This is a genomic window from Domibacillus indicus (assembly GCF_023715895.1).
In the GTDB taxonomy this organism is placed as follows: Bacteria; Bacillota; Bacilli; order Bacillales; family Domibacillaceae; genus Domibacillus; species Domibacillus indicus_A.
In genome coordinates this window covers 14424-35870 of sequence record NZ_JAMBOO010000036.1, presented here as the reverse complement: position 1 = coordinate 35870, position 21447 = coordinate 14424, and the positions used below count along the sequence as shown (strand labels likewise).

General features: G+C 45.1%; 18 protein-coding genes. 10 read left to right on the top strand and 8 right to left on the bottom strand.

Annotated elements, in window-relative coordinates; translation table 11 throughout:
- The first annotated feature begins 157 nt into the window (after positions 1-157).
- Positions 158-1513, top strand: a complete 1356-nt coding sequence (locus M3221_RS23920; protein WP_251274575.1) for an IS1182 family transposase — start codon at positions 158-160, stop codon at positions 1511-1513.
- 105 nt (positions 1514-1618) lie between these two features.
- Here the strand turns inward: M3221_RS23920 and M3221_RS23915 are convergent, their stop codons facing one another.
- Positions 1619-2041, bottom strand: a complete 423-nt coding sequence (locus M3221_RS23915) for a hypothetical protein (RefSeq protein ID WP_242231943.1) — start codon at positions 2039-2041, stop codon at positions 1619-1621.
- A 195-nt stretch (positions 2042-2236) separates the two neighbouring features.
- Here M3221_RS23915 and M3221_RS23910 point away from each other — a divergent pair, with 195 nt between their 5' ends.
- Positions 2237-3379, top strand: coding sequence for an MFS transporter (locus tag M3221_RS23910; RefSeq protein WP_285882036.1), 1143 nt, complete (start codon positions 2237-2239; stop codon positions 3377-3379).
- A gap of 79 nt (positions 3380-3458) precedes the next feature.
- On the top strand, positions 3459-4586 hold the full coding sequence (locus M3221_RS23905; RefSeq protein WP_251274573.1) for an amidohydrolase: 1128 nt from the start codon (positions 3459-3461) through the stop codon (positions 4584-4586).
- A gap of 23 nt (positions 4587-4609) precedes the next feature.
- Here the strand turns inward: M3221_RS23905 and M3221_RS23900 are convergent, their stop codons facing one another.
- Together M3221_RS23900 and M3221_RS23895 are read right to left on the bottom strand one after the other, a co-directional pair.
- Complete coding sequence (locus tag M3221_RS23900) at positions 4610-5251, bottom strand: protein kinase family protein (RefSeq protein ID WP_251274572.1); 642 nt, start codon at positions 5249-5251, stop codon at positions 4610-4612.
- A 430-nt stretch (positions 5252-5681) separates the two neighbouring features.
- Complete coding sequence (locus M3221_RS23895) at positions 5682-6440, bottom strand: LysM peptidoglycan-binding domain-containing protein (protein WP_251274571.1); 759 nt, start codon at positions 6438-6440, stop codon at positions 5682-5684.
- Positions 6441-6519: 79 nt separating this feature from the next.
- Here M3221_RS23895 and M3221_RS26445 point away from each other — a divergent pair, with 79 nt between their 5' ends.
- A complete protein-coding gene (locus M3221_RS26445) occupies positions 6520-6648 on the top strand; it encodes a hypothetical protein (protein ID WP_285882033.1) in 129 nt (42 codons plus the stop codon).
- A 148-nt stretch (positions 6649-6796) separates the two neighbouring features.
- Here the strand turns inward: M3221_RS26445 and M3221_RS23890 are convergent, their stop codons facing one another.
- Positions 6797-7354 carry a 3D domain-containing protein gene (locus M3221_RS23890; RefSeq protein ID WP_251274570.1) on the bottom strand — a complete coding sequence of 186 codons (558 nt, stop codon included), beginning with the start codon at positions 7352-7354 and terminating at the stop codon, positions 6797-6799.
- A gap of 231 nt (positions 7355-7585) precedes the next feature.
- Here M3221_RS23890 and M3221_RS23885 point away from each other — a divergent pair, with 231 nt between their 5' ends.
- The 3 genes from M3221_RS23885 (at position 7586) to M3221_RS23875 (ending at position 11238) form a co-directional block, all read left to right on the top strand.
- A complete protein-coding gene (locus M3221_RS23885; RefSeq protein WP_251274569.1) occupies positions 7586-8248 on the top strand; it encodes a hypothetical protein in 663 nt (220 codons plus the stop codon).
- 19 nt (positions 8249-8267) lie between these two features.
- A complete protein-coding gene (locus M3221_RS23880) occupies positions 8268-9518 on the top strand; it encodes an efflux RND transporter periplasmic adaptor subunit (RefSeq protein ID WP_251274568.1) in 1251 nt (416 codons plus the stop codon).
- Between the two features lie 103 nt (positions 9519-9621).
- Entirely contained in the window at positions 9622-11238 is a 1617-nt protein-coding gene (locus tag M3221_RS23875) for a M14 family metallopeptidase (protein WP_251274567.1), read from the top strand.
- Between the two features lie 52 nt (positions 11239-11290).
- Here the strand turns inward: M3221_RS23875 and M3221_RS23870 are convergent, their stop codons facing one another.
- The 3 genes from M3221_RS23870 to serC all read right to left on the bottom strand — a co-directional run bounded on the left by M3221_RS23870 (position 11291) and on the right by serC (position 17109).
- Positions 11291-14683 carry a S8 family peptidase gene (locus tag M3221_RS23870; protein ID WP_251274566.1) on the bottom strand — a complete coding sequence of 1131 codons (3393 nt, stop codon included), beginning with the start codon at positions 14681-14683 and terminating at the stop codon, positions 11291-11293.
- 146 nt (positions 14684-14829) lie between these two features.
- On the bottom strand, positions 14830-15990 hold the full coding sequence (locus M3221_RS23865) for a phosphoglycerate dehydrogenase (protein WP_251274576.1): 1161 nt from the start codon (positions 15988-15990) through the stop codon (positions 14830-14832).
- A gap of 24 nt (positions 15991-16014) precedes the next feature.
- A complete protein-coding gene (serC, locus tag M3221_RS23860) occupies positions 16015-17109 on the bottom strand; it encodes a 3-phosphoserine/phosphohydroxythreonine transaminase (protein ID WP_251274565.1) in 1095 nt (364 codons plus the stop codon).
- 473 nt (positions 17110-17582) lie between these two features.
- On the opposite strand from serC, the gene M3221_RS23855 reads away from it, so the two are divergent.
- Together M3221_RS23855 and uraA are read left to right on the top strand one after the other, a co-directional pair.
- On the top strand, positions 17583-18899 hold the full coding sequence (locus M3221_RS23855) for a S1C family serine protease (protein ID WP_251274564.1): 1317 nt from the start codon (positions 17583-17585) through the stop codon (positions 18897-18899).
- A gap of 105 nt (positions 18900-19004) precedes the next feature.
- A complete protein-coding gene (gene uraA, locus M3221_RS23850; RefSeq protein WP_251274563.1) occupies positions 19005-20270 on the top strand; it encodes a uracil permease in 1266 nt (421 codons plus the stop codon).
- A 33-nt stretch (positions 20271-20303) separates the two neighbouring features.
- On the opposite strand, the gene M3221_RS23845 is transcribed toward uraA, so the two are convergent.
- Positions 20304-21176 carry a CvfB family protein gene (locus M3221_RS23845; RefSeq protein ID WP_251274562.1) on the bottom strand — a complete coding sequence of 291 codons (873 nt, stop codon included), beginning with the start codon at positions 21174-21176 and terminating at the stop codon, positions 20304-20306.
- 126 nt (positions 21177-21302) lie between these two features.
- Between M3221_RS23845 and M3221_RS26440 the strand changes: the two genes are divergently transcribed.
- Entirely contained in the window at positions 21303-21431 is a 129-nt protein-coding gene (locus M3221_RS26440) for a hypothetical protein (RefSeq protein WP_285882027.1), read from the top strand.
- Positions 21432-21447: the final 16 nt, after the last annotated feature.

Here is a 21447-nt window from a genome sequence, read left to right as displayed (position 1 = left end):
GTTTTGTATACGGATTCTAGATCCTAAAAGCCTGTCGGCCTCCAGCTTCACTTCTACTATATAAAAAATAGCAGTGCAAACCAATGCCTTGGTCTGCACTGCTAATCTTAGTATGTTTTGTATAATGAACCTATCAAAATCTTGTGGGGGAATTTGTATGTTATCAAAACGTCCGGAAAACCGGCGAAACCAAATGGAGGTTGTCGCACTCGACCAGCTTGTGCCGGCTGACCATCTGGTCCGCAAAATCGAGGCGGCGATCGACTTCGACTTTATTTATCCATTGGTGGAAGATATGTATTCAGCTGACAACGGCCGGCCAAGTGTTGACCCTGTCGTACTGATTAAAATGGTGCTGGTCCAGTACCTGTTTGGCATCCGCTCCATGCGCCAGACGATTAAGGAGATTGAAACCAACGTGGCGTACCGATGGTTTATTGGGTATGGATTTTCGGAGAAAATTCCCCATTTCTCTACCTTCGGTAAAAACTATGTCCGTCGTTTTAAAGACACTGACCTGTTCGAACAGATCTTTTACCGGATTCTGAAAGAAGCGATGGCGAAAGGATTCGTCGATCCATCCGTTGCTTTTATCGATTCGACGCATGTCAAAGCGAGCGCTAATAAAAAGAAATTCAATAAGAAAGTGGTGCGTGTTGAAGCACGCAGCTACCAGGCGCAGCTTGAGGAAGAGATCAATGTAGATCGTGAGGAACATGGAAAAAAGCCGTTTCCCCCACAGGAAAAGGAAGAGATGAAGGAAATCAAGGCGAGCACGACTGATCCAGACAGCGGCTACTATGTGAAAGATGAAAGGGAGAAAAGCTTTGCCTACTCCTTTCATACCGCCTGTGATGCCAACGGATTTGTCCTTGCCTCCCGAGTAACAGGTGCCAACGTTCATGACAGCCGTGTGTTTACAGACGTTCTCGATCAAGTGATGAAAAATGTGGCGAAGCCTGATGCCGTAGCTGCCGATGCTGGATACAAAACACCTTTTATCGCCAAGTACATAACGGATCTGGAGATCCGGCCAGTTCTCCCGTATTCTAGACCTCGTACACCAAAAGAGTATTTGAGGAAAAGCGACTTCGCTTATGATGAGCATTATGACTGCTATATCTGTCCGGAGGAACAGGTGCTTTCTTATCGGACGACTACCCGAGAAGGGTATAGGCAGTATGCTTCTGATCCAAAGCAGTGTAAAGGCTGCCCGCTTCTGTCCATGTGTACCCAGAGCCAGAATCACATGAAGCTGGTTCACCGGCATGTATGGGAACACTATCTTGAAGAAGCGGATCACCTGCGCCATACGGCGCAGAATAAATATGTGTATGCAAAGCGCAAAGAAACGATTGAGCGGGTCTTTGCGGATGCTAAAGAGAAGCATGGCATGCGATGGACAACCCTCAGGGGACTGGGGAAATTATCCATGCAGGCGATGCTTACTTTCGCTGCCATAAACCTTAAAAAGCTGGCCTGCTGGTCATGGAAACCAGTACAGCCAGCTTGAATAGGGCTGTCCAAATACATAAAAAAAGACAAAGCGGCCTCAAATCGAAGATTTGAGAACCACTTTGTCTACAGTCTGACGGCTCTTTTGAAAAGAGCCGTTTTTTTAAAGAATCGGAATATCAATCAGGAGACAGCGTTCAGGCTGTGCCTCTGTATGATGAAGGAGAGCACGGGCTGATAAGAATTGAACAGCTTCCCCCCGGCGAATATAAAAACGCCTGGCGATTGACATCATCACGGATTTTGATAAAAAGGATGCTGTCACAGCTGTAATATATAAATAGCCTTCTGATAGGTTATAATCAATGATGACCTCCTGCCACACTCCCTTATGGGCCACAATCATTTTAATGGCCCCTTTTTCGCCAAGATGCCACTCTTTTTCAGCCGGCTGGGCGAACGGGGTAAATTCGGCATCGAGTATGAGTCCTTCCTGATAAACCGTCATAAAGCGAATCATGCAGTCGTCTTTCCGTCCATTGACAAAAATAAGCGAGCTTTCCACTGCTTCATTTGGTTTCTCCATCCGATTCTCCTTTTTCACGTCTTAGTCGTCCCTTTTTCCTATTTCGACACCACTCTTCAATATCCTTCAAAAACCATCAGAAAAATCCAATTGTTAAAAAGAAACAGGACATAAGAAAGATTCTTTTCTTTTCGCGCAAAAAAAATCATATTTTCGCTATAATGGATAAATACTGACAAAATAAAGGAAGATTCGATGATTTTTACTTCACAGTTTTGGCTGTCTTTAATGTTTTTTGCTTTTTACTTTTCATGGGGGATTTTTATGCCCTATTGGAACGCGTGGCTTGTTTCGGAAAAGCAGCTGCCGGTTGAAACCGCTTCTACGCTTATTGCGATTGGACTGTTTATCCGTGCGGCTTCTACCTTTTTTCTTTATCCGGCTTTGAGTGCCAAGTTTCCAGCCGGCACGCTTCTCAAATGGTTTTCCATACTTGCGGCCCTTCTTTCCCTTCTTTTTATCCCGGCTTCCAGCTACATGATGCTGCTGATGGTGATGATTGTATTCAGCTTGATTTACCCGATTATTATGCCAATGGCCGACAGTGCGGGCGCCCTGTTAATGAAAACAGAACATATTCATTATGGAAAAAGCCGTTCCTGGGGTTCAATCGGCTACACCGTATCTGTTTTTTTAATCGGCATCGCTACTGCTATGTTTACCAATACAGCGATTTTGTATATGTTAATCGGAAGCCTTGTTTTCACAGCGGCTGTGGCTTCTTTCCGCACACCATCTGTTCTCCAGCAAAGCGGAGACCTGCGGCATGTGCCGCTTCGCCAGCTGTTTCGATCACGCCGTTTTGTGACGGCGCTCATCATCTGCGTGCTCATTCAAGGCGCCCATGCCGCTTATTATAATTATGGTGTGCTGTATTTAGAGTATCTTGGGGTAAACAATATTTGGACGGGGGTTATTTTAAACATTGCGGTTGCGGCCGAAATTCTTTTTTTCATGGTAGCCGACCGGTTCCTTGGCCGCGTCTCTGTCCGTTCCATGTTTATGTGGGCAGCACTGGCAGCAGTTTTGCGATGGGCTCTCATGTTTATCTTTCCTTCGGTCCCTGTTTATATTTTTGCTCAAGTCTTTCACGCTTTTACATTCGGGCTGGCACATTATGCGTTTATCCGGCTGCTGAATGAAGAATTCGACTCTTCGGAAATCCCAGCCGCCCAAGGCGTTTATTCTTCACTTGGAATGGGGCTGAGTACGGCTGTTTTAACATTTGGGGCAGGCTTCTTATACGACATAGAGCCCCGCCTTGCTTTTTTAAGCATGGCAGTCGTGGCACTTCCTGCTGTTTTTATCAGCTTTTTGATGAGAAAAGGAAAAAGATAAGAATTTTCAGTTATTTGCCAAGCCAAAAGGTTTATTTTCGCTTATACTAATAGAAAGAATGACTGGGGGAGGGCTTGCGATGGCTCAAACGGAATTAACATTTGAAAATAGACTTCTTGAGATTTTCGAACATTTGCATGCGCATCCAGAAATCAGCTGGAAAGAAACAGAAACAACCGCATATATATCACAGCTTCTAACAAAAGAAGGCGTTCGTTCTTATACATTTGACGATTGTACGGGATTAATTGCGGAAATTGGCAGCGGTTCGCCGGTTGTGGCGGTTCGTGCCGATATTGATGCTCTGTGGCAGCAGGTAGACGGAAAGTTTCGCGCTAATCATTCATGCGGGCATGATGCCCATATGTCGATCGTGATTGGTACAATTTTAACATTAAAGGATCAGGTAACAGAAGGCGGCGGCACCGTTCGGTTTATTTTTCAGCCCGCTGAAGAAACGGGCACAGGGGCACTGAAAATGGTTAAAAAAGGCGTGGTTGATGACGTTGATTACTTGTTCGGTATTCACCTCCGCCCTATTGAAGAGGTGCCTTTCGGAAAAATCACACCGTCTGTTCACCACGGAGCTGTTGCTTTTTTACATGGAAAAGTGATTGGCGATGACGCACACGGCGCACGGCCGCACCAGGGAGTAAACGCCATTGAAGTGATGTCTTCTTTGAGCCGTCAGCTCAACACCATCAATTTCTCACCTTTTGAGCCGTATTCTGCTAAAATGACGCATATTGAAGCCGGCGGACAAAGCTTAAATATCATTCCTGGTTCAGGGAAGTTCGGGCTCGATGTCCGTGCACAGCGTAATAAAGTGCTGCTCGATCTTCAAAAAGCCGTCGAGCATAAAATTGAACAAATCAGTATGCTGTATGAAGTGCAGATTGACTATGAATGGATGGATTTTACTCCGGCCGCTGAAGTCTCTGAAGAAGCAGAAGCGTTTTTACGGAAAGGAATCATTGAAGTGTGCGGCGAACAAGCACTGGCTGAGCCACTCATCACATCCGGCAGCGATGACTTTCACTTTTACACCATTAAACGTCCCCATATAAAAGCGTGTATGATGGGGCTTGGCGCAGGACTTACACCCGGTCTTCACCATCCGCATATGACGTTTGACAGGCGGATTATCAAAATTGGTGCTGAAGCGCTGGCTGCAAGCGTCAGACATGCATTAAAAAGCGAATCATAAGCAAAATCCGCAGTAGACCGAAGTCACTGCGGATTTTTTGCGTGGGCTGTCCGGGAAACCGGCAGCAGCCGTTTTTTATACAAAATACCAATCATATTAAGCAGCGGTTTCGGCCACCGCTTTGGGAAAAAGGGCTTCATATAAAAAGCGGAATGAGCCGTTTTAATATCTTCCCAGTTCATACAATCCTTCGTCTGGCGGAAGCGGGCTACGTCAATAATCATCGTACTGCCTTCTGCTGTAATCATAATGTTTCTTAAATGAACATCAGACGGATTTAATCCACGTTTTCGTGCAGTTTGAAGCGCCTGGTCCGCTTCACGGATGTGGCGGGCAGAAATTTCTACCCCTTCTTCGAGGCACTGAAAAAAGGTTTTACCCTCTACCCAGTCGATCACAATATAGGTGCCGCCGGCTTCGTGCAAATGAGGGAAATGGGGAACACCTGACAGAAGGCGGTAAATATCCGCTTCTTCTTTTGCAATGTGCACTTTATCCGGATAAAACACCTTAAGTGCCCGATCCGTTCCTTCAATGCGAAACACAACCGCACTTCTGCCTTCTCCTGCAAATATTAATTCTCCGTGACTGGCAATGACCGGCCGCCAATGACCGCCATGCCGATTAAACCGCACACTTTCTGCCAAATGCTTATACCGTTTCATGCTCACTCCTCATTTCTTCTTTCTTCTATTATATACGGGCAGACCCCCAAAAACGATTCATTTGCATAAAAGAAAAGCGCAAGGCGCCCGTTTATCGGCGACCAGCATAAGACGAGTCCTTTCGGAGGCGCTTTTTGCCTTCACAAGGGCTTGGCTTATGACCTCGATCCGATGGCGCCTGGAGCTGGACATTATACGCATTAATTGATCAAAGGCTAAAAGCGCAGCGTCCTGCTGCCGCGCTTCAAACCCGCCACGTCCTGTGGCATTTGCCTGACTATAAGTCATCCAGACCGTCGCAACGCCTTTGTGACCTACATCCTGCAGGTCTAAAAACGCGGCGTCCTGCCGCCACGCTTCAAATAATCGAACAAAAGAAAAAACCGGCCGTAATACAGGCCGGTTTTTTAAAAAACGGGGTATATAATGATTAATCAAGAATTGTTACGTTAACTGTACGTACGCCCCAGCTGTATGCTGCATCGTTGTTTGGTACGTGAAGATCGATTTTGTTTCCTTTAATCGCGCCGCCAGTATCACCGGCAACGGCTTCACCGTAGCCTTCAACGTATACGCGTGAACCAAGCGGAATCACGTTCGGGTCAACGGCGATGACTTTTTTGTTTGGATTGCTGTTAAGGTCGATACCTGTTGCCGTTACACCAGAGCATCCTTCACATTGTGCTGTGTATGCTGTTGCCGTTACAGTGATTGTTTTGCCTTGTGGCGCTGATGCTTGAGCCGGCTCAGCAGCTGCTTGTGTTGAAGCCTGCTGTACAGGCGCTGCTTGAGCAGGTGCAGCAGAACCGTTTGTTGACAACTGATCACCCGGGTAGATCATATTTGATGAAAGACCGTTGATCGCTTTCAACGAACTTACTGAAATACCGTGTGCTGTAGCAATTTTATATAATGTGTCGCCTGCTTTAACAGTGTATGTACCGTTTGAAGAAGCTTGAGCTGCTCCACCTGCTGAACCAGATGTTTCAATAGTTGATCCAGCGTAAATTAGATCAGAAGAAAGACCGTTTGCTGCTTTTAATTGTTCAACAGTTGTACCTGTTTTTTGAGAAATGCTCCATAGTGTATCGCCTTGTTGTATTGTATATGAGCTAGCTGATGCTGCGGTGCCGAATGCGCCTCCGCCAATTACTGTTGTTGCTGCTAGTGCCATGATGTGCTTTTTCATAATAAAAAAACCTCCTGGAATGTTCCTGCCGGTGTGACGAAGCACACGTACGCAAGAGTTTTTAAAGCTGTTCTTCTCCGTGACTGTAGGGACAGCGACTAATTTATATAAAAAGCGCGATAAACGCTTGATTGAGGATTCGGTTCCTCTTGACCAGCCGGCTCTCTCCGGCCTAACGAGATTCATTGTAACACGCCAAACAATGTAATGTTTTTAAAAGGACGTTACGCTTCGATGTACAAATGTGACGTGAATGTTACAAGGAGACCCTTATCTTGAATTCGTAATAACCCTGACATAAAGACTCCATAAAAAAAACAAAAAAGGAAGCTGATGGAAATCAGCTTCCTTTTGGATTATTTTAAAATCTGAACTTTTACTGTACGTACGCCCCAGTTTTTTGCTTTCTGGTTTGTAGCCACATGAACATCGATTTTATTTCCTTTGATTGCGCCGCCTGTATCGCCGGCAACAGCTTGTCCGTATCCTTCAACATATACTTTCGTGCCAAGTGGAATCACTTTTGGATCCACGGCAATCACTTTTGCATTCGGGTTTTTCTTTAAGTTAATGCCTGTTGCGGTGATGCCGGAGCATCCACTGCAAGAAGCTGTATAAGCAGTTGACTTAACTGTAATCTCTTTTTTAACATTGCTTGTTTTTGATGCTGGCGCCGGTGCCGATGAAGAACTTGCGGCTGCCGTGCTGCCGATTGAAAGCTTTTGTCCCACTTTAATAACATTAGAGGAAAGGTTGTTCCACTTCTTCACTTGATCCACTGACGTACTGTAACGTTTTGAAATACCGTAAAGCGTGTCCCCTTTTTGAACTGTGTGAGTTGCGGCGGCTGCTTGTGCCGCAGAAGCTGAGAAAATCATCATTGCAGCAAGAAAAGACATGGCCATTTTTTTCACGTATCATTACCCCCTAGTTTTCTAACACGAGATTGATTGTAACATGGTTCTATTTCAAGACTATTACACTAGGATGTTCGTTATATTACATTCACATTTCAAATATTTAATAATTCTGACAAATTAAAAATAGACCAATAATGTTAGATTATTATTGGTTCATATAACAATAGTTGTATATAATGAAAATTGATCTTTATTTATTATTCTATTTTGATGGGAGATTTGAAAATGGCTTATCGGCTTCAGCTTTTAAAAGGGCTGTTTCGCACTTCCCATGAACTCGCGCAGCTGTCACAGGCCGAAAAAATTCGCGGTTTATGGACAAAGTTTTCACTATTACTATTAATCAGTGTGCTTCTGTCTTTGCTTGCCGGCGCATTAGGCATACAAAGCGAGGGCATATCTGCTTATATGGCCGAATCCGATATGTATACATATGAATGGCTGAAACTGCTATTTACCGGAGGCGCTGGCCTTGCCGGACTGCTGCTTCCTCTTTTCTACATCTTTGTTCCGGCTCTTCTTTTTTGGACATTTCTAGAATTAGAGTTTAAAAAGCTTGTCGCTTTACAATGTATTACTTTCTCAATCTACTTAATTGAGTTTGCCCTGCTTATGGTCTGGAATGTGTTTTTCTCTATTCCGCGTGACTCTTCGCCTTTCTCGCTGGGGGTTGTCGCACAATATGCCACAGACAATGTAATGGCCATTCGTTTTTTCAGCTTTATTACAATTTTTCAAATTTGGATTTTAGCGATTCAATACCGCTTCCTGCGGGCGTCAGAAGCCAGAAAACCCCTTTTTGTTTTCTTGATGGTCTTTCTGACAGGCCTTGCATTTTGGATTTTAGCGACGTTGTTTACATCGATCCAAGTGGAAAACTTGTTTTAATTGAAAAGAGGTGAAGACAGTGAAAAAAATAAAAAAGCAAGTATGGCTTGCAGCCAGTGCGGTTGTGATCGCTGGCAACTTATACTTAATTTTCAAGGAAGACAGCAAAGCCGTCCGAAGCGAATGGCTGACCGACTGGGACCGCTCTGAGACGGGAGATGTGGTAGAGTCATTTTCAGCAGAAGGTGTTGTCGTTCCTTCTGACGAGTACCCGATTTATTTTGATGAAAGCAAAGGGTCGCTTGAAGAGGTTTTTGTTAAAGAAGGCGAAGCCATTCAGCCCGGTACTCCATTATTTCAATATTCACCGGACGTTATAGAGGATGAAGTCGCCCGCTTAACAGCCGAAAAAGACCAGACTCAGCAGCAAATCTCGTTAATTGACAATCAATTAAGCCAGCTGCGCCTGCTCCTGTCCGAAGCGGAGAACGAGGAAAACGAAATGTCCAATACAGACGATTCTTCAGATGCGGATAGCGACACGACGATTGTTCAAAGCGGTGATGCGAGCACGGGAGTAGAAGAAAGCATCCTGCAGCAGGAAACCGAAAAGCAGAAGCTGCAGGAAGAAGTAAAAAAATACGATACGCTTATTGCTGCTCAGGAAGCAAAAAAAGATAATTTAACTGTAAAAAGCACAAATGAAGGTTATGTGAAGAAAATTGATACAAGCTTAAACAATCCGGTGATGATCATTAATTCATCGGTACCGGCTGTAAAAGGCGTGTTTGATGAAAAACAGATGGCAAAGTCCGCACCAGACCAGCGGGTTGAAGTAACTGTGGATACGACGCTTGAGCAATTCGGTGGATCTATCAGCTCTGTCAGCACGTATCCGGAAGAAGAGCCGTCTGTGAAACGAAAAAGCTTATATCCATACTCTGCTCAGCTGAGCGGCGCCGCATCAAGTGATTTGTATCCCGGCTTAAAAGCGAATGTGAAAGTTATAACGCAGGAACAGCCGGACGTGGTTACGATTCCGAACACGGCTATTTTAAGAAAAAATCAAAAATCATATGCCATCGTTCTGAATCAGGAAGGTCTTCTTGAACGCCGGCGTATTGAAACCGGTCTTCATGTGGATGGTGTATATCAAGTAACCAAAGGCGTAGAAGATGGTGAAGCGATCGTGATTGACCCGTACCGCCTCGTGATGAAACACGGTCCTTTTATTACGCCGATTGACACCGATCATATAAAAAAGAAACCGTGGAACGAGCTGTCTCGTACTGAAAAAATAAAATACGCGCTTATGGGCTTTTTATCTTAAAAAAGACGCTTTCAAAAGCGTCTTTTTTATTTGTAAATCAGCATTCTTTCATTCTCCAAACCTGTTAAAATAGAGGTAAATATTCTATAAATTGGAGGTTGCAATGAAAAAATGGCTGTCTTTTTCTCTCATCGTTCTTCTTTTAAGCGCCCTGTTGCCATCCACTGCTGTACAGGCTGCTTCGTATTTACTGACAAAAGTGGATACAGTGATTTACACCCCGCCTTCCTCTGCTGAACAGGAGGCCGTGCTGACACCGATTCCTGCCCGCACAAATGTAAAAGTAATAGAGGAGCAGGAAACAAGAATCCGTGTTTCCTGGCAGGGGATCAACGGCTTTATTGCAAAAGAAGATTTAATAATAGAAGAGAATGGACAAGCAGAGGCATCCAGCTCTTACATTCGCCTTGAAGGCGATGCAGAATTGTTTCAAAAGAAAAATGGGGCTTACGTGAAAACAGGGCGTCTTTTAGCAGGAGAAATATTTAAAAAAACGGGCACAGAAAATGGGTACGTTTTATTCGTATTGGGTAATACAACCGCTTATGTTTCCGAAACAGCTGTTACATATTTGCCGGAAGCGTCTCTCGCTGGCGGTGTACAGCCTGGCTATGTGTTTCAAAACCGTGCGATTACCCGGAAAACAGTCGACCTGCTTTATTCGAAAAACGGCCGGTTAACTTCACTTGGCCGCCTGCAGGCAGGCACCCTGCTTCAAACACGCGCCGCTTACCGTGATTATTACATTGTCGACATTGGCGGCCGGACGGCTTATATTCTTAAAGCAGATATGACCTTGTATACCGGCAACTATGTAAACCCGTTTAAAACGATGACGTATGAGCAAATGGTACAGGACTTAAAAGAGCTTGTGCTTTGGCATTCAGACATCGCTTCCTTAGAGGTGATCGGCAAATCGGTGGACGGCTGTAATTTATACGCTCTTCGGCTGGGCACCGGCAAAGAGGAAGTGCTCCTTAACGGCTCGCATCATGCGCGTGAGCATATTACGACGAACGTAGTAATGGAAATGGCCGATCAATATGCCCATCTGTTTCAAACGAATGGCTCTATGAACGGCTATTCAGCCCGGTCCGTTTTAAAGAAAACTTCTATTTATATTGTACCGATGGTGAACCCGGACGGCGTTTCTCTCGTACAGCTCGGAGCGGGCAGTGCGAAAAACAAAGACGCCATTTTGAAGTTAAACGGCGGCAGTACGAATTTTTCCGCCTGGAAAGCGAATATACGCGGTGTTGATTTGAACCGTCAATACCCGGCAGACTGGCGTAACATTTGCTGTAATCCTGGCAAGCCTTCTTCCCAAAACTATAAAGGGCCAAGCCCGCTCAGTGAACCTGAATCAAAAGCGATGTATGACTTCACGCTCAAGCATTCTTTTAAAGTGAGCGCAGCTTATCACAGCTCCGGCCAAATTATTTACTGGCACTATTACCAGTCAGGTACCCACAAATCACGTGACCTGGCTGTAGCAAAGCGGGTAAGCCAAAAAACAGGCTACAGCTTAGTCGCACCACAGTCTAACCCAAGCGGCGGCGGCTACACGGACTGGTTTATTCAAAACGAGCAAAAGCCGGGTTTGACCATTGAAGTGTCGCCATACGTTGGCAGCCGCCCTGTTCCTATTGTTTATTTCTCAAGCATCTGGCAGCAAAACAACTCGGTTGGCCTGATGCTGGCAAATGAAACAATCCAGTAACATGAAACAAATTCAGATTCATAAAAAAGCAGAGGGCTCAGCCCCCTGCTTTTTATTTTTTCACAATTATTTGGTACGGTGCTGTTGAAGCAGTGCCGCTCGCTTCACTCAGTTCAATAAAATATTTTCCTTTTGGCAAATTCAGTGATGCCAGTTCTTCATCATTTTTACCGTACTGGTCAAAGGATGCAACAAGCGCTCCTTTAGCATTATATACAGCGATCACGCCATCCAGGTTTTGACCGGCTGAGAACGCAAGGGAAACCGTGCCCTGCTTCGTAAGATTTAAAACGAAGTGATCCACATCTCCAAATGATACACCGCTATTAAAATAGCCGCGTGCTCCGTATTTCCCGCCTGTCGTTTTAAGCGGCAGCGGCTTTGTTGGAACATGGTTGACCACTTTCGCGTCGCCGTCCGCAAATTCATTGTACGTTGCCCCTACCTTTACTGCATACGGCTGAAGGTTCGGCCCAGTGGATAGAAACGGAGCTGCTTCAATAAAGTAGCCGGTATCTTCCTTCGCTGCAAAGGATGTGTGTACATCCGTTTCTGTAATCATCATTGAAAATAGATCCGGCCCAAACGGTGTAACCCGGCTCAATTCATCTTCATCAAGCACTTTGTCTCCATTTACATCTTCATACACCGCACCGCTAAAAATATGTCCGGCGCGCAGCTGAAGTGGAATGCTTGCTTTTTGTGCAGCAGTCAGAGCGCTTGCTGTAATATCAAGCGTATAAACACGCGGTTTTCCTTCATTCATAAAATAATAGTAATCCACATCTCCCGATTGAACAAAGTAGTTTTGAACCGCTTTGCCGGCTTTTAAGTTCTGCCCTTCTTCAGGAAGATTATAATCGGCATCTTTTTCTGGCGGTACATCCGCAACCCGCTTTGATGTGAGTATATATGGATCGGCTGACGCGTTTTCCCCATTGCTCAAGACCATCATGACGTACGTTTTGTTTTTCGCAAGGGCGACATCGACATTTCCTGACCCCATCGAGCCCCCAAGAAGGGCCGCAATCAAATCCATTTCCCCGTCGCTGCCTGAAACAGGGATCAGCTCACCCGTTTCCGAATCTACTTCTAACAGCGTCGTAGAAGCATTTCGTTCATTTTCCTGGCTGGCACTAAATGAGTAAATACCATCTGCTGCTGGTGTAAAACGATAATAGTCTTCGTCATATCCTGACTGAAAAAAGCCTTTCTTGCTGCTGCCAAGCGTATACGGAATGGCTTTTTCGAGAATTTTCCCGCTTGCCACGCCTTCCTCGCCGCCGTCAATCAGCTCATCTTCTTTCATTTCACCGTATTCAGCCGGTGTGACACTTCCATCCATTAACTCTTCTTCAAGCGTGCTTTCTTCCGGAAGTCCATCTTCATCCGCTGGAATGGTTTGTTCTTCTACTTTAAACGTATACGGCTGAGCGGATTCACCAGCTGTTTGTTCTTCAAGCATGGACATATCCAAAGATAAAAGGTCTGAAAGGGAATCCAGCAAAATATCTTCGCTAAATGCACCATTTGTCACTTCAATCCGATAGTTCATTCCCGGAACAGCTTGGAACGAAACGGTTTCGCCTTTATTGACCGGCTGGCTGTTTCCGTCTACAATGCTGTATTCTTCTCCTTCTTCCTCAACATAAACATTGATGGCTGAATTTACCCCAGGGAGAGCGGAGACGGAAAGTGAAACTAACTTTTCTTCTTCTACTGAGAAAGTAAAAAAGTCTGAATCCGGCACGCCTTCTTCACCGCTATAAAGTGTAAAATTGTTTTTTGTATATGGAAGAGATGTAATCGCAATTGGTTTTTCATATGCTGCCTGGTCCGGCTCAATCGGTCCCCGCTTTTCAGCTTGAAGCGTAAAAGCAGATTTGCCGGCTGCACTGTAATTGCCGTTTGTGTCCTTCACGCCAATGACAAGTGTACCCGCTTCGCTGGCCGTGTATAAATAACCTTCCTGCCCGCTTGCTGTTGTTTGGTCGACATCACGAAGATACTGAGGATCTCCATCCTCCGGTACAAAATAAAGCTCCATTGCATAATCGTATCCCTTACTTCCGTTCAGCACTGTCTGTACGTGCTGGCCTTCTGCCACGTTTGCTTTAAACCAGTGAATCGTCTCTGGTGATTTGAAAGCGCCGGTAAAGGACTGCCCTCCTGACTTGATTTCCCTAGCTGTTTTCAAGATCGTTTCACCGGATACGTCTGGGCGCTTCGGAAGCTTTTTCGTATCAAATTTCAGCGCATTAAGCGGATTAATCAATCCGTTTCCATATGTTAAATCGTAGCCTTTTTCACCAAGATCTGTAGCCGTCTGCTCCAAAATATATTCAATGTCGAAAGCTGTTAAATTTGGATACTTAGACTTTAACAGTCCCGCTGCAGCTGCTACCATCGGCGATGCCATTGAAGTACCAGTCAGCCGTTCAAATTTAGATCCTGCCTCTGCATCGTAGGATGTGCTATAAATGTTTTCACCCGGTGCTACCACATCAACAGAGGAACCGTAGTTAGAGCTGTCAGATAGCGTTTTTGCTCCATTGATATTCCCCACACTGATAACCCCTGGATAAGCAGCCGGATAAGAATACTGATCCGTTGCTTCATTGCCTGCCGCTGCAACGACGACAACCCCAGAATCAATGGCATATTGAATCGCTTCTTCTACAACAGGAGAAGGCATAAAGCCGCCAAGGCTCAGGTTAATTACATCTGCTCCCTGGTCAACAGAGTAGGTAATGCCTTCTGCAATTGTAAAGTCATTGGCTCCCATAGAACCGTTAAATACATCAACCGGCAAAATGTTTGCATTTGGAAACACGCCATATCCGCCAAGACCGTTATCCTTCGTGGAGGCGATAATGCCTGCTACGTGTGTTCCATGCAGGTCACGAGCCGGATTTCGTGCCGGATTAGCCGCATTATACGGCTTTAATAAATTTGCTTTTAAATCAGGATGCTTATAGTCCACCCCGCCGTCCACTACCGCGATGGTGACTTTGTTTTTCCCCGCATATGAAAGAGTTTTTCCTATATTGAGCATGGCTAAGTGATCCATATTCACTGCTTTTGGATCTGGTTTAGCGGCAAATGCTTTGTATTGAATACTCGGCGTAATCGCTGTTACTTCTGAACGATTTTTATAAACACTGATTACGTCGCTCAGCTTTTTAGACGCCGGCACCCGCACCACGTCATATTTCAAGCCGGACAGACGCTTTACAAGAGACACACCTGCTTTTTTATGTACACTTTGCGGCAGCGCTTTTGAATATTTAATGACTAGTGTCCGAGAATCTGTTACCTGCTTGTCCGATTGAGCTGCTTTATACTGTGCTTCTTTGTCAGCTGACGGCACCTCTGCCAAAGTGGCTCCCGGCATAAGAAGTGAGACACTCACAGCTGCAGCCATCATTTGTTGCCATTTTTTCAAAGTAGATCCCCCATTCACATTTTCCTTCTCTTCATCATACAGGAAAAAGTACCAATTGGTTTCAAATTTTTTCAAGTTTTGAAATTTATTTTTCTCCAACAAAAAAAGAGATTCTGGGTAAAAACCCAGAATCTCTTTTTCTCGTTTTAGATAATACGCGCTGTAATTACGCCAGAAATACTAAGCAGCTTTTCTGTTAAACCAGGAATAACATCCCCGTTTACTTGATTGTCAATATCAATCAATGTGTACGCGTAGTCACCTTTACTGCGGTTTACCATGTCCGCAATATTCAAGTCATAGTCAGAAAGAGCCCCTGTGATCTGGCCGACCATGTTTGGCACGTTTTTATGCGCTACAGTCACACGGCGTTTGCCGGTAAACGGAATTTCTACGTTACCGAAATTCACAGAGTTTTTAATGTTTCCTGTTTCCAAGTACTCTTTCATTTGGCGTGCTGCCATAACGGCACAGTTTTCTTCTGATTCTGTTGTAGATGCGCCAAGGTGAGGAATCGGAATAACATTTTTCATGCCAATAACATTTTCGTTCGGGAAGTCCGTTACGTATTTGCCGACTTTGCCGCTTTCAAGTGCTGCCCGCATATCTTCTTCGTTTACAAGCTCGCCACGTGAGAAGTTCAAAATAGTAGCACCGTTTTTCATAACAGAAAAAGCTTCTTTGTTGAACATGCCGCGTGTGTTATCCGTTAATGGCACGTGTACTGTAATGTAGTCGCTCGCCGCAAACAATTGTTCAATTGTCAAAGCGCGCTGTACGTTACGAGACAGGTTCCAAGCGGTGTCAACTGAAATAAACGGGTCAAAGCCGATTACATCCATATCAAGGTCAAGCGCATTGTTCGCAACCAATGCCCCAATGTGGCCAAGACCGATAACGCCAAGCGTTTTGCCTTTTACTTCACGGCCGACAAATTGCTTTTTGCCTGCTTCAACAAGCTTTGGAATCACATCTCCCTGGCCCTGTAGCTCTTTTGTCCAGCTGACACCGTCAAACAAGTTGCGGGAAACAGCCATAATTGTTGTCAGGATCAGTTCTTTTACGGCATTGGCATTAGCACCCGGCGTGTTGAAAACCACAATGCCGCGCTCTGTGCATTCTTGTACAGGAATGTTATTTACACCGGCACCGGCGCGGGCAATCGCTTTAAGACTGCCGCTGAACTCTGTATCATGCAGGTTGGCACTGCGCAAAATGATACCATCTGGTGTGTTTGTATCGTCGTTTACTTGAAAATTGTCTGCATTGTGGAATACATTCATGCCGATATCGGCAATATTGTTCATGGATTTAATAGTATACACGTCTCGTTACTTCCCTTCCGCTGAATGAGTCTGTTCGAATTCTTGCATAAAAGCGACAAGTGCTTTGACGCCTTCAACCGGCATAGCGTTATAAATACTTGCGCGCATGCCGCCAACTGAACGGTGTCCTTTTAATGTTTCAAGTCCTTTTGCTTTTGCTTCTTTCACAAACAGTGCATCTAGTTCTTCGCTTGGTGATACGAATGGAATGTTCATCAGAGAACGAGCTTCCTTCGCAATCGGTGAGCTGAACATAGCCGATTGATCAAGATAGTCGTACAAAATAGCCGCTTTTTCACGGTTGATGCTTTCCATTGCTTTGATGCCGCCTAAGCTTTCTAACCATTCAAATACAAGCTTCGCCATGTAAATCGCAAATGTTGGCGGTGTATTATAAAGCGAATCGCTGTCTGCATGCGTTTTGTAATCCAGCATGGTTGGAACAGAGTCATCCGCTTTTCCAATTAAATCTTCACGGATAATCACAAGCGTCAAGCCAGCCGGGCCGACATTTTTCTGCGCCCCTGCGTAAATAACACCAAATTTTGACACATCAATTTCGGTTGATAAGATATTGGAAGACATATCTGCCACAAGCGGTACATTGCCTGTATCTGGAATCTGTTCGAAAACGGTTCCTTCTATTGTATTGTTTGTTGTAATATGAACGAAATCTGCTTCTGGATCGATCATATCCGCTGTTACGGTTGGGATGTAACTGAAGTTTTTATCCTCAGAAGATGCAATAACACGTACTTCCCCGTATTTTTTCGCTTCTTTAATTGCTTTTTTCGACCAGGAGCCTGTATTCACAAAATCCGCTTTTTTGCTGCCGGAAAACAAGTTCATCGGCACCATGGCGAACTGCTGGGAAGCGCCCCCTTGAAGGAATAACACTTTGTAGTTGTCCGGAATATTCATCAGCTTGCGAAGAACGGATTCCGCTGTTTCAATGATTTCTGTAAACCATTTCGAGCGATGGCTCAGCTCCATCACCGCCATGCCGGAACCTGCGTAATTTGTCAGTTCGGCTTGTGCTTTTTGGAGTACCTCAAGAGGCAACATGGAAGGACCTGCTGAGAAATTATAAACTCGTGTCATCATACTACTCCTTCATTCGTGTTATTTTCGATAATCTGAAAATTTACTACTTTATCAATACCCGAATTATAAAATAACAGCCTGCACTTATCAAGGGCTCCTTCCTTTAATTTTAAAGGAAATGTCACACTGTTAACGCTTACAACCCTACGTATGAACACGCTTTTCAATTACGAACATTTTGTTAAATTTTCTTACATTCATTCGTTTTTAAAGATATGCTGCTCTGCGTATTGACAGCCAGAAACAAAGAGGACCCTGCCGGTGGTTCAAACTATGAATAGACAACAGGCGTGAAGATTCGCCAAAAAACGAAAGATTTATCATAAAACGAAGCATTTGTTCATCAAACAGCCCCTTGCAATATTTATCGTCAAAAGCCCTTTTTTAATCTAGTAAAATTGGTATATAATGAAAATTAACTACTACTTTTGGAGGTGCTGGGTTTGTTTTGTGTGAAATGCGGAACGGAGATGGGCAGTCGTGCTCGTTATTGTCCAGGCTGCGGCAGAAAGCGCCGTAAATCGTTTTCCGTGATCAAATTTCTCGGTTTTTTATGTCTTTTTTCTGCACTTGGATTTGGTGGCTTTATTTATTATCTGGTACAAGGGAACCAGGAAACGCAAAAAGCAGCACAGCCGGTGAAACAGCCGGCTCAAACGCAGCAGGCAGTGGTGCGTGAAACGGTGGCTCCCCCAAAAGAAATAACGGCTGATGAACAAGCTTCAATGAGTGATCTGATCGCAGATGCTCAGCAGAGTGTATTCACTGTTTTTACAGATTACGGCCAGGGGTCCGGTTTTCTAATCAATGATCAAGGTGATGTTGCCACAAACGCCCACGTTGTGGAAGGCACAGTTTATACGATCGTCAAAGACATCAACGGGGCAGAACATGAAGGCACCGTGATCGGCTATTCCAATGAAACGGATGTGGCACTTATCCGTGTACCGGATTTGGCTGGACATTCCCCGCTTAAGCTTGAAACCGGCCAAAAAGCGCAGGTCGGAGATGAAGTGATTGCTCTTGGAAGTCCGCTGGCGCTTGAGAATACAGCGACTTTCGGCTACATTACCGGCGTGGATCGCAGCTTTGTGATTGAACCCCATTCTTATGATCACATTTATCAAACATCCGCTGCCATTGCTCCTGGAAGCAGCGGCGGTCCGCTTGTGTCCAAAAGCACCGGCCGTGTCGTTGCGATCAATTCAGCGAAACTAACCGGCGAAGAAGCGATTGGTTTCAGCATTCCGTATAAAGATGTGGCAGGCATGCTGAATGGCTGGAGTGCCGACCCTCTTTCTGAAGATGAGGTTACAAGCTTGTTTTATACGGAAGACGGAGCCCTGTTTTTTGATGAATACTGGAACGAGGACGCCTATTTTGATGGCGGCGAATACAGTGAAGATGATATGTATGATTATTACGACGTTCCGGATGCCTGGCTGGAGGAAGAAGTGCCAGCCCAGGAGCCGGTTGAAGAAGATGTCATTGTAGAAGACTATGTAGAAGAAGTGCCGGAAGAAGAAATTCCTTATTTAGAGCCGGAGCCTTCGGAGGAAGAAATCGTCGAGGAAGTGCCCATAGAAGAAGAGCTTGTAGAAGAAGATGTTGTAGAAGAAGTGCCGGCTGTGGGGGAAGAACTGCTCATAGAAGAGCCGGAAGAAGAACTGCCTGTTGAGGATTTCATCGACATAAATGGGGATGGCCTCATGGATGAGCTGGTCGATGTAAATGAAGACGGCGAGGTCAACGAGCTGGACCTGGAGGAACTTCCTGCTGCTTCATAATATGTTTCGCCAAGAAGAACCTGACATTCAGGTTCTTTTTTTGTAGTCAGATGACGATTTTTGAAGTATAATGACTACAATTTGTGTATTTAGGAGGAAGATCACTTGCGTACTTATCAAGTTGACGAGCGGCCGCCGATTCCGGCTCTGATTCCGCTTAGCTTGCAGCATTTATTCGCCATGTTTGGGTCAACGGTCCTTGTTCCGGTTTTGTTTGGTGTGAACCCAGCGACGATTTTATTAATGAATGGTATCGGTACATTATTGTACATTTTTCTTTGTAAAGGCCAGATTCCGGCTTACCTCGGATCCAGTTTTGCTTTTTTATCTCCTGTCTTTTTAGTACTTGAAGGCGGCAGTTACGAGCAGGCATTAGGCGGTTTTATTGTCGTCGGTCTTATTTTCATTCTCGTTTCAGGAATTATTAAAGTGGCCGGCACCGGGTGGATCGACGTGGTCTTTCCACCGGCAGCAATGGGCGCCATTGTAGCCGTAATCGGGCTTGAGCTTGTACCGACAGCTGCACAGATGGCGGGCATTATCTCGGACGGTTCAGCGGATTGGTCACCTGACCGCAATACGATTATTGTCTCCATGCTGACGCTTCTTATCACGGTTATTGGCAACGTGATGTTCCGCGGCTTTTTAAAAATCATTCCGATTCTCGTTGGAATTGTTGCCGGGTATATGATCGCAGCGATGTTTGGAATGGTGGATTTCACACCGGTTCGTGAAGCTAAAATGTTCGCTCTCCCGCAATTTTATTCGCCGGAGTTTCATTGGTCGAGCATTGCCATTATTGCTCCTGCCGCGCTTGTCGTCATTGCGGAGCACATCGGGCACCTAGTGGTTACACAAAATATCGTAGATCGTGATTTAATGAAAAAACCAGGTCTCGGTGTTTCTTTATTCGGAAACGGAATTTCAACGGTCATTTCTGGTTTTGTCGGCTCAACGCCAAACACCACATATGGTGAAAATATTGGTGTTTTAGCTCTGTCAAAAGTGTATTCTGTCTGGGTCATTGGCGGTGCAGCGGTTATGGCAATCCTGCTATCGTTTTTCGGCAAACTCGCTGCGCTTATTTCAACGATTCCAGGTCCGGTTATGGGCGGCATCTCCCTGCTTCTATTCGGTATTATTGCAGCGAGCGGCCTGCGCATGCTTGTAGATTCACGGGTGGATTATTCTAAAACAACGAACATGATCTTAACAACGATCGTGCTTGTGATCGGTTTATCAGGCGCTACGTTCACATGGGGCTACCTGCAATTAAAAGGAATGGCGTTAGCAACGGTTGTTGCGATTATTTTAAGCTTGTTCTTTGCCTTGATTAAAAAATTGAATTTATCAAACGACCATGACGAATAAAAAAGACGCTGCCAAGTGAGGCAGCGTCCTTTTTTATTCGCTTTTTTGTTTTGTGCCGGCGTAGGTCCAGCCGCTTTCCTGATAGGCTCTGCCTTCTTTCATCAGCTTGCCGAGCGCCCGCTTAAACGCTCCTTTGCTGATGCCGAACCGTTTTTCGATTTCTTCCGGCAGGCTTTTATCCCAGTATGGCATTTGGCCGCCGCGGCTCATCAAGTAGTCATACACATTTTCCGCATCATCTTTTTGCCGTTCCACACGACGTCCTAAAAGGGAAACATTCACCGATCCGTCGTCGTGCACCGCAATAATGCGTCCTGTAACCTCCTGCCCGACACGCGGTTCATCCTCACGCTCAGTCGGATGCAGGAATGCCCGGTACAAGTCATCGGTAATAATCCACGTACCTGCTTTTCCTGTCCGGTAGACTCTGCCGGTAAAGTCCTTGTTTAAATCGGTTTTATTGGCCCGCTTGGCAATGTCCCAAATTTTTTCTTCTGTTGCCGGCTTCGCAAACATCCGGCCATTTTTATCAAGCTTAAGTGTGCAGTACAGCTTGTCACCTGCAATCGGCCGTACCTCAAATTTATACGGCAGGTCATCTTCTGACACGAGTGCATCTTTTGAAATGCCGATATTCACAAACACACCATGCTTTATTTCTTCCCCCACAACTTCCACCCAGCCGTATTCGCCAAGCGTAATAAGCGGGCGGTCCATCGTAGACGCAAGCCGGCCGCTGTGGTCCTGATAAAGGAACACCTCAATCGGTTCGTTCGGATCGAAACCGTCTCTTATTTCACTATTATGAAGGAGTACGGCTTCTTCTTCTTCATTTTCAAGAAACCAGCCATATTCTTGTTTGTTTTTTACACGCAGTGTTACGATCGTTCCAGCTTCTAGAGCCATTCACGCACGTCCTTTCCAAAATTCTCATTGCTTCTCATTATATCAGCTTTCCCGCTTGAATGTTTAATAATCCAAGGTTCGGGTACACTTGTAGTACTAAATCGAAACGGGAAGGTGAAAAATATTATGGCTCGTTCATCAAGCAGTATGACAAACTTAATTAAAATGGGCATGAAATATGGCCCGATCATTTACCCGATTGTAAAAAAATATTTGGACAAGCGCAGAGCGGCAAAAGTATACCGTCCACGCTAAACAAAACGCCGGAGCA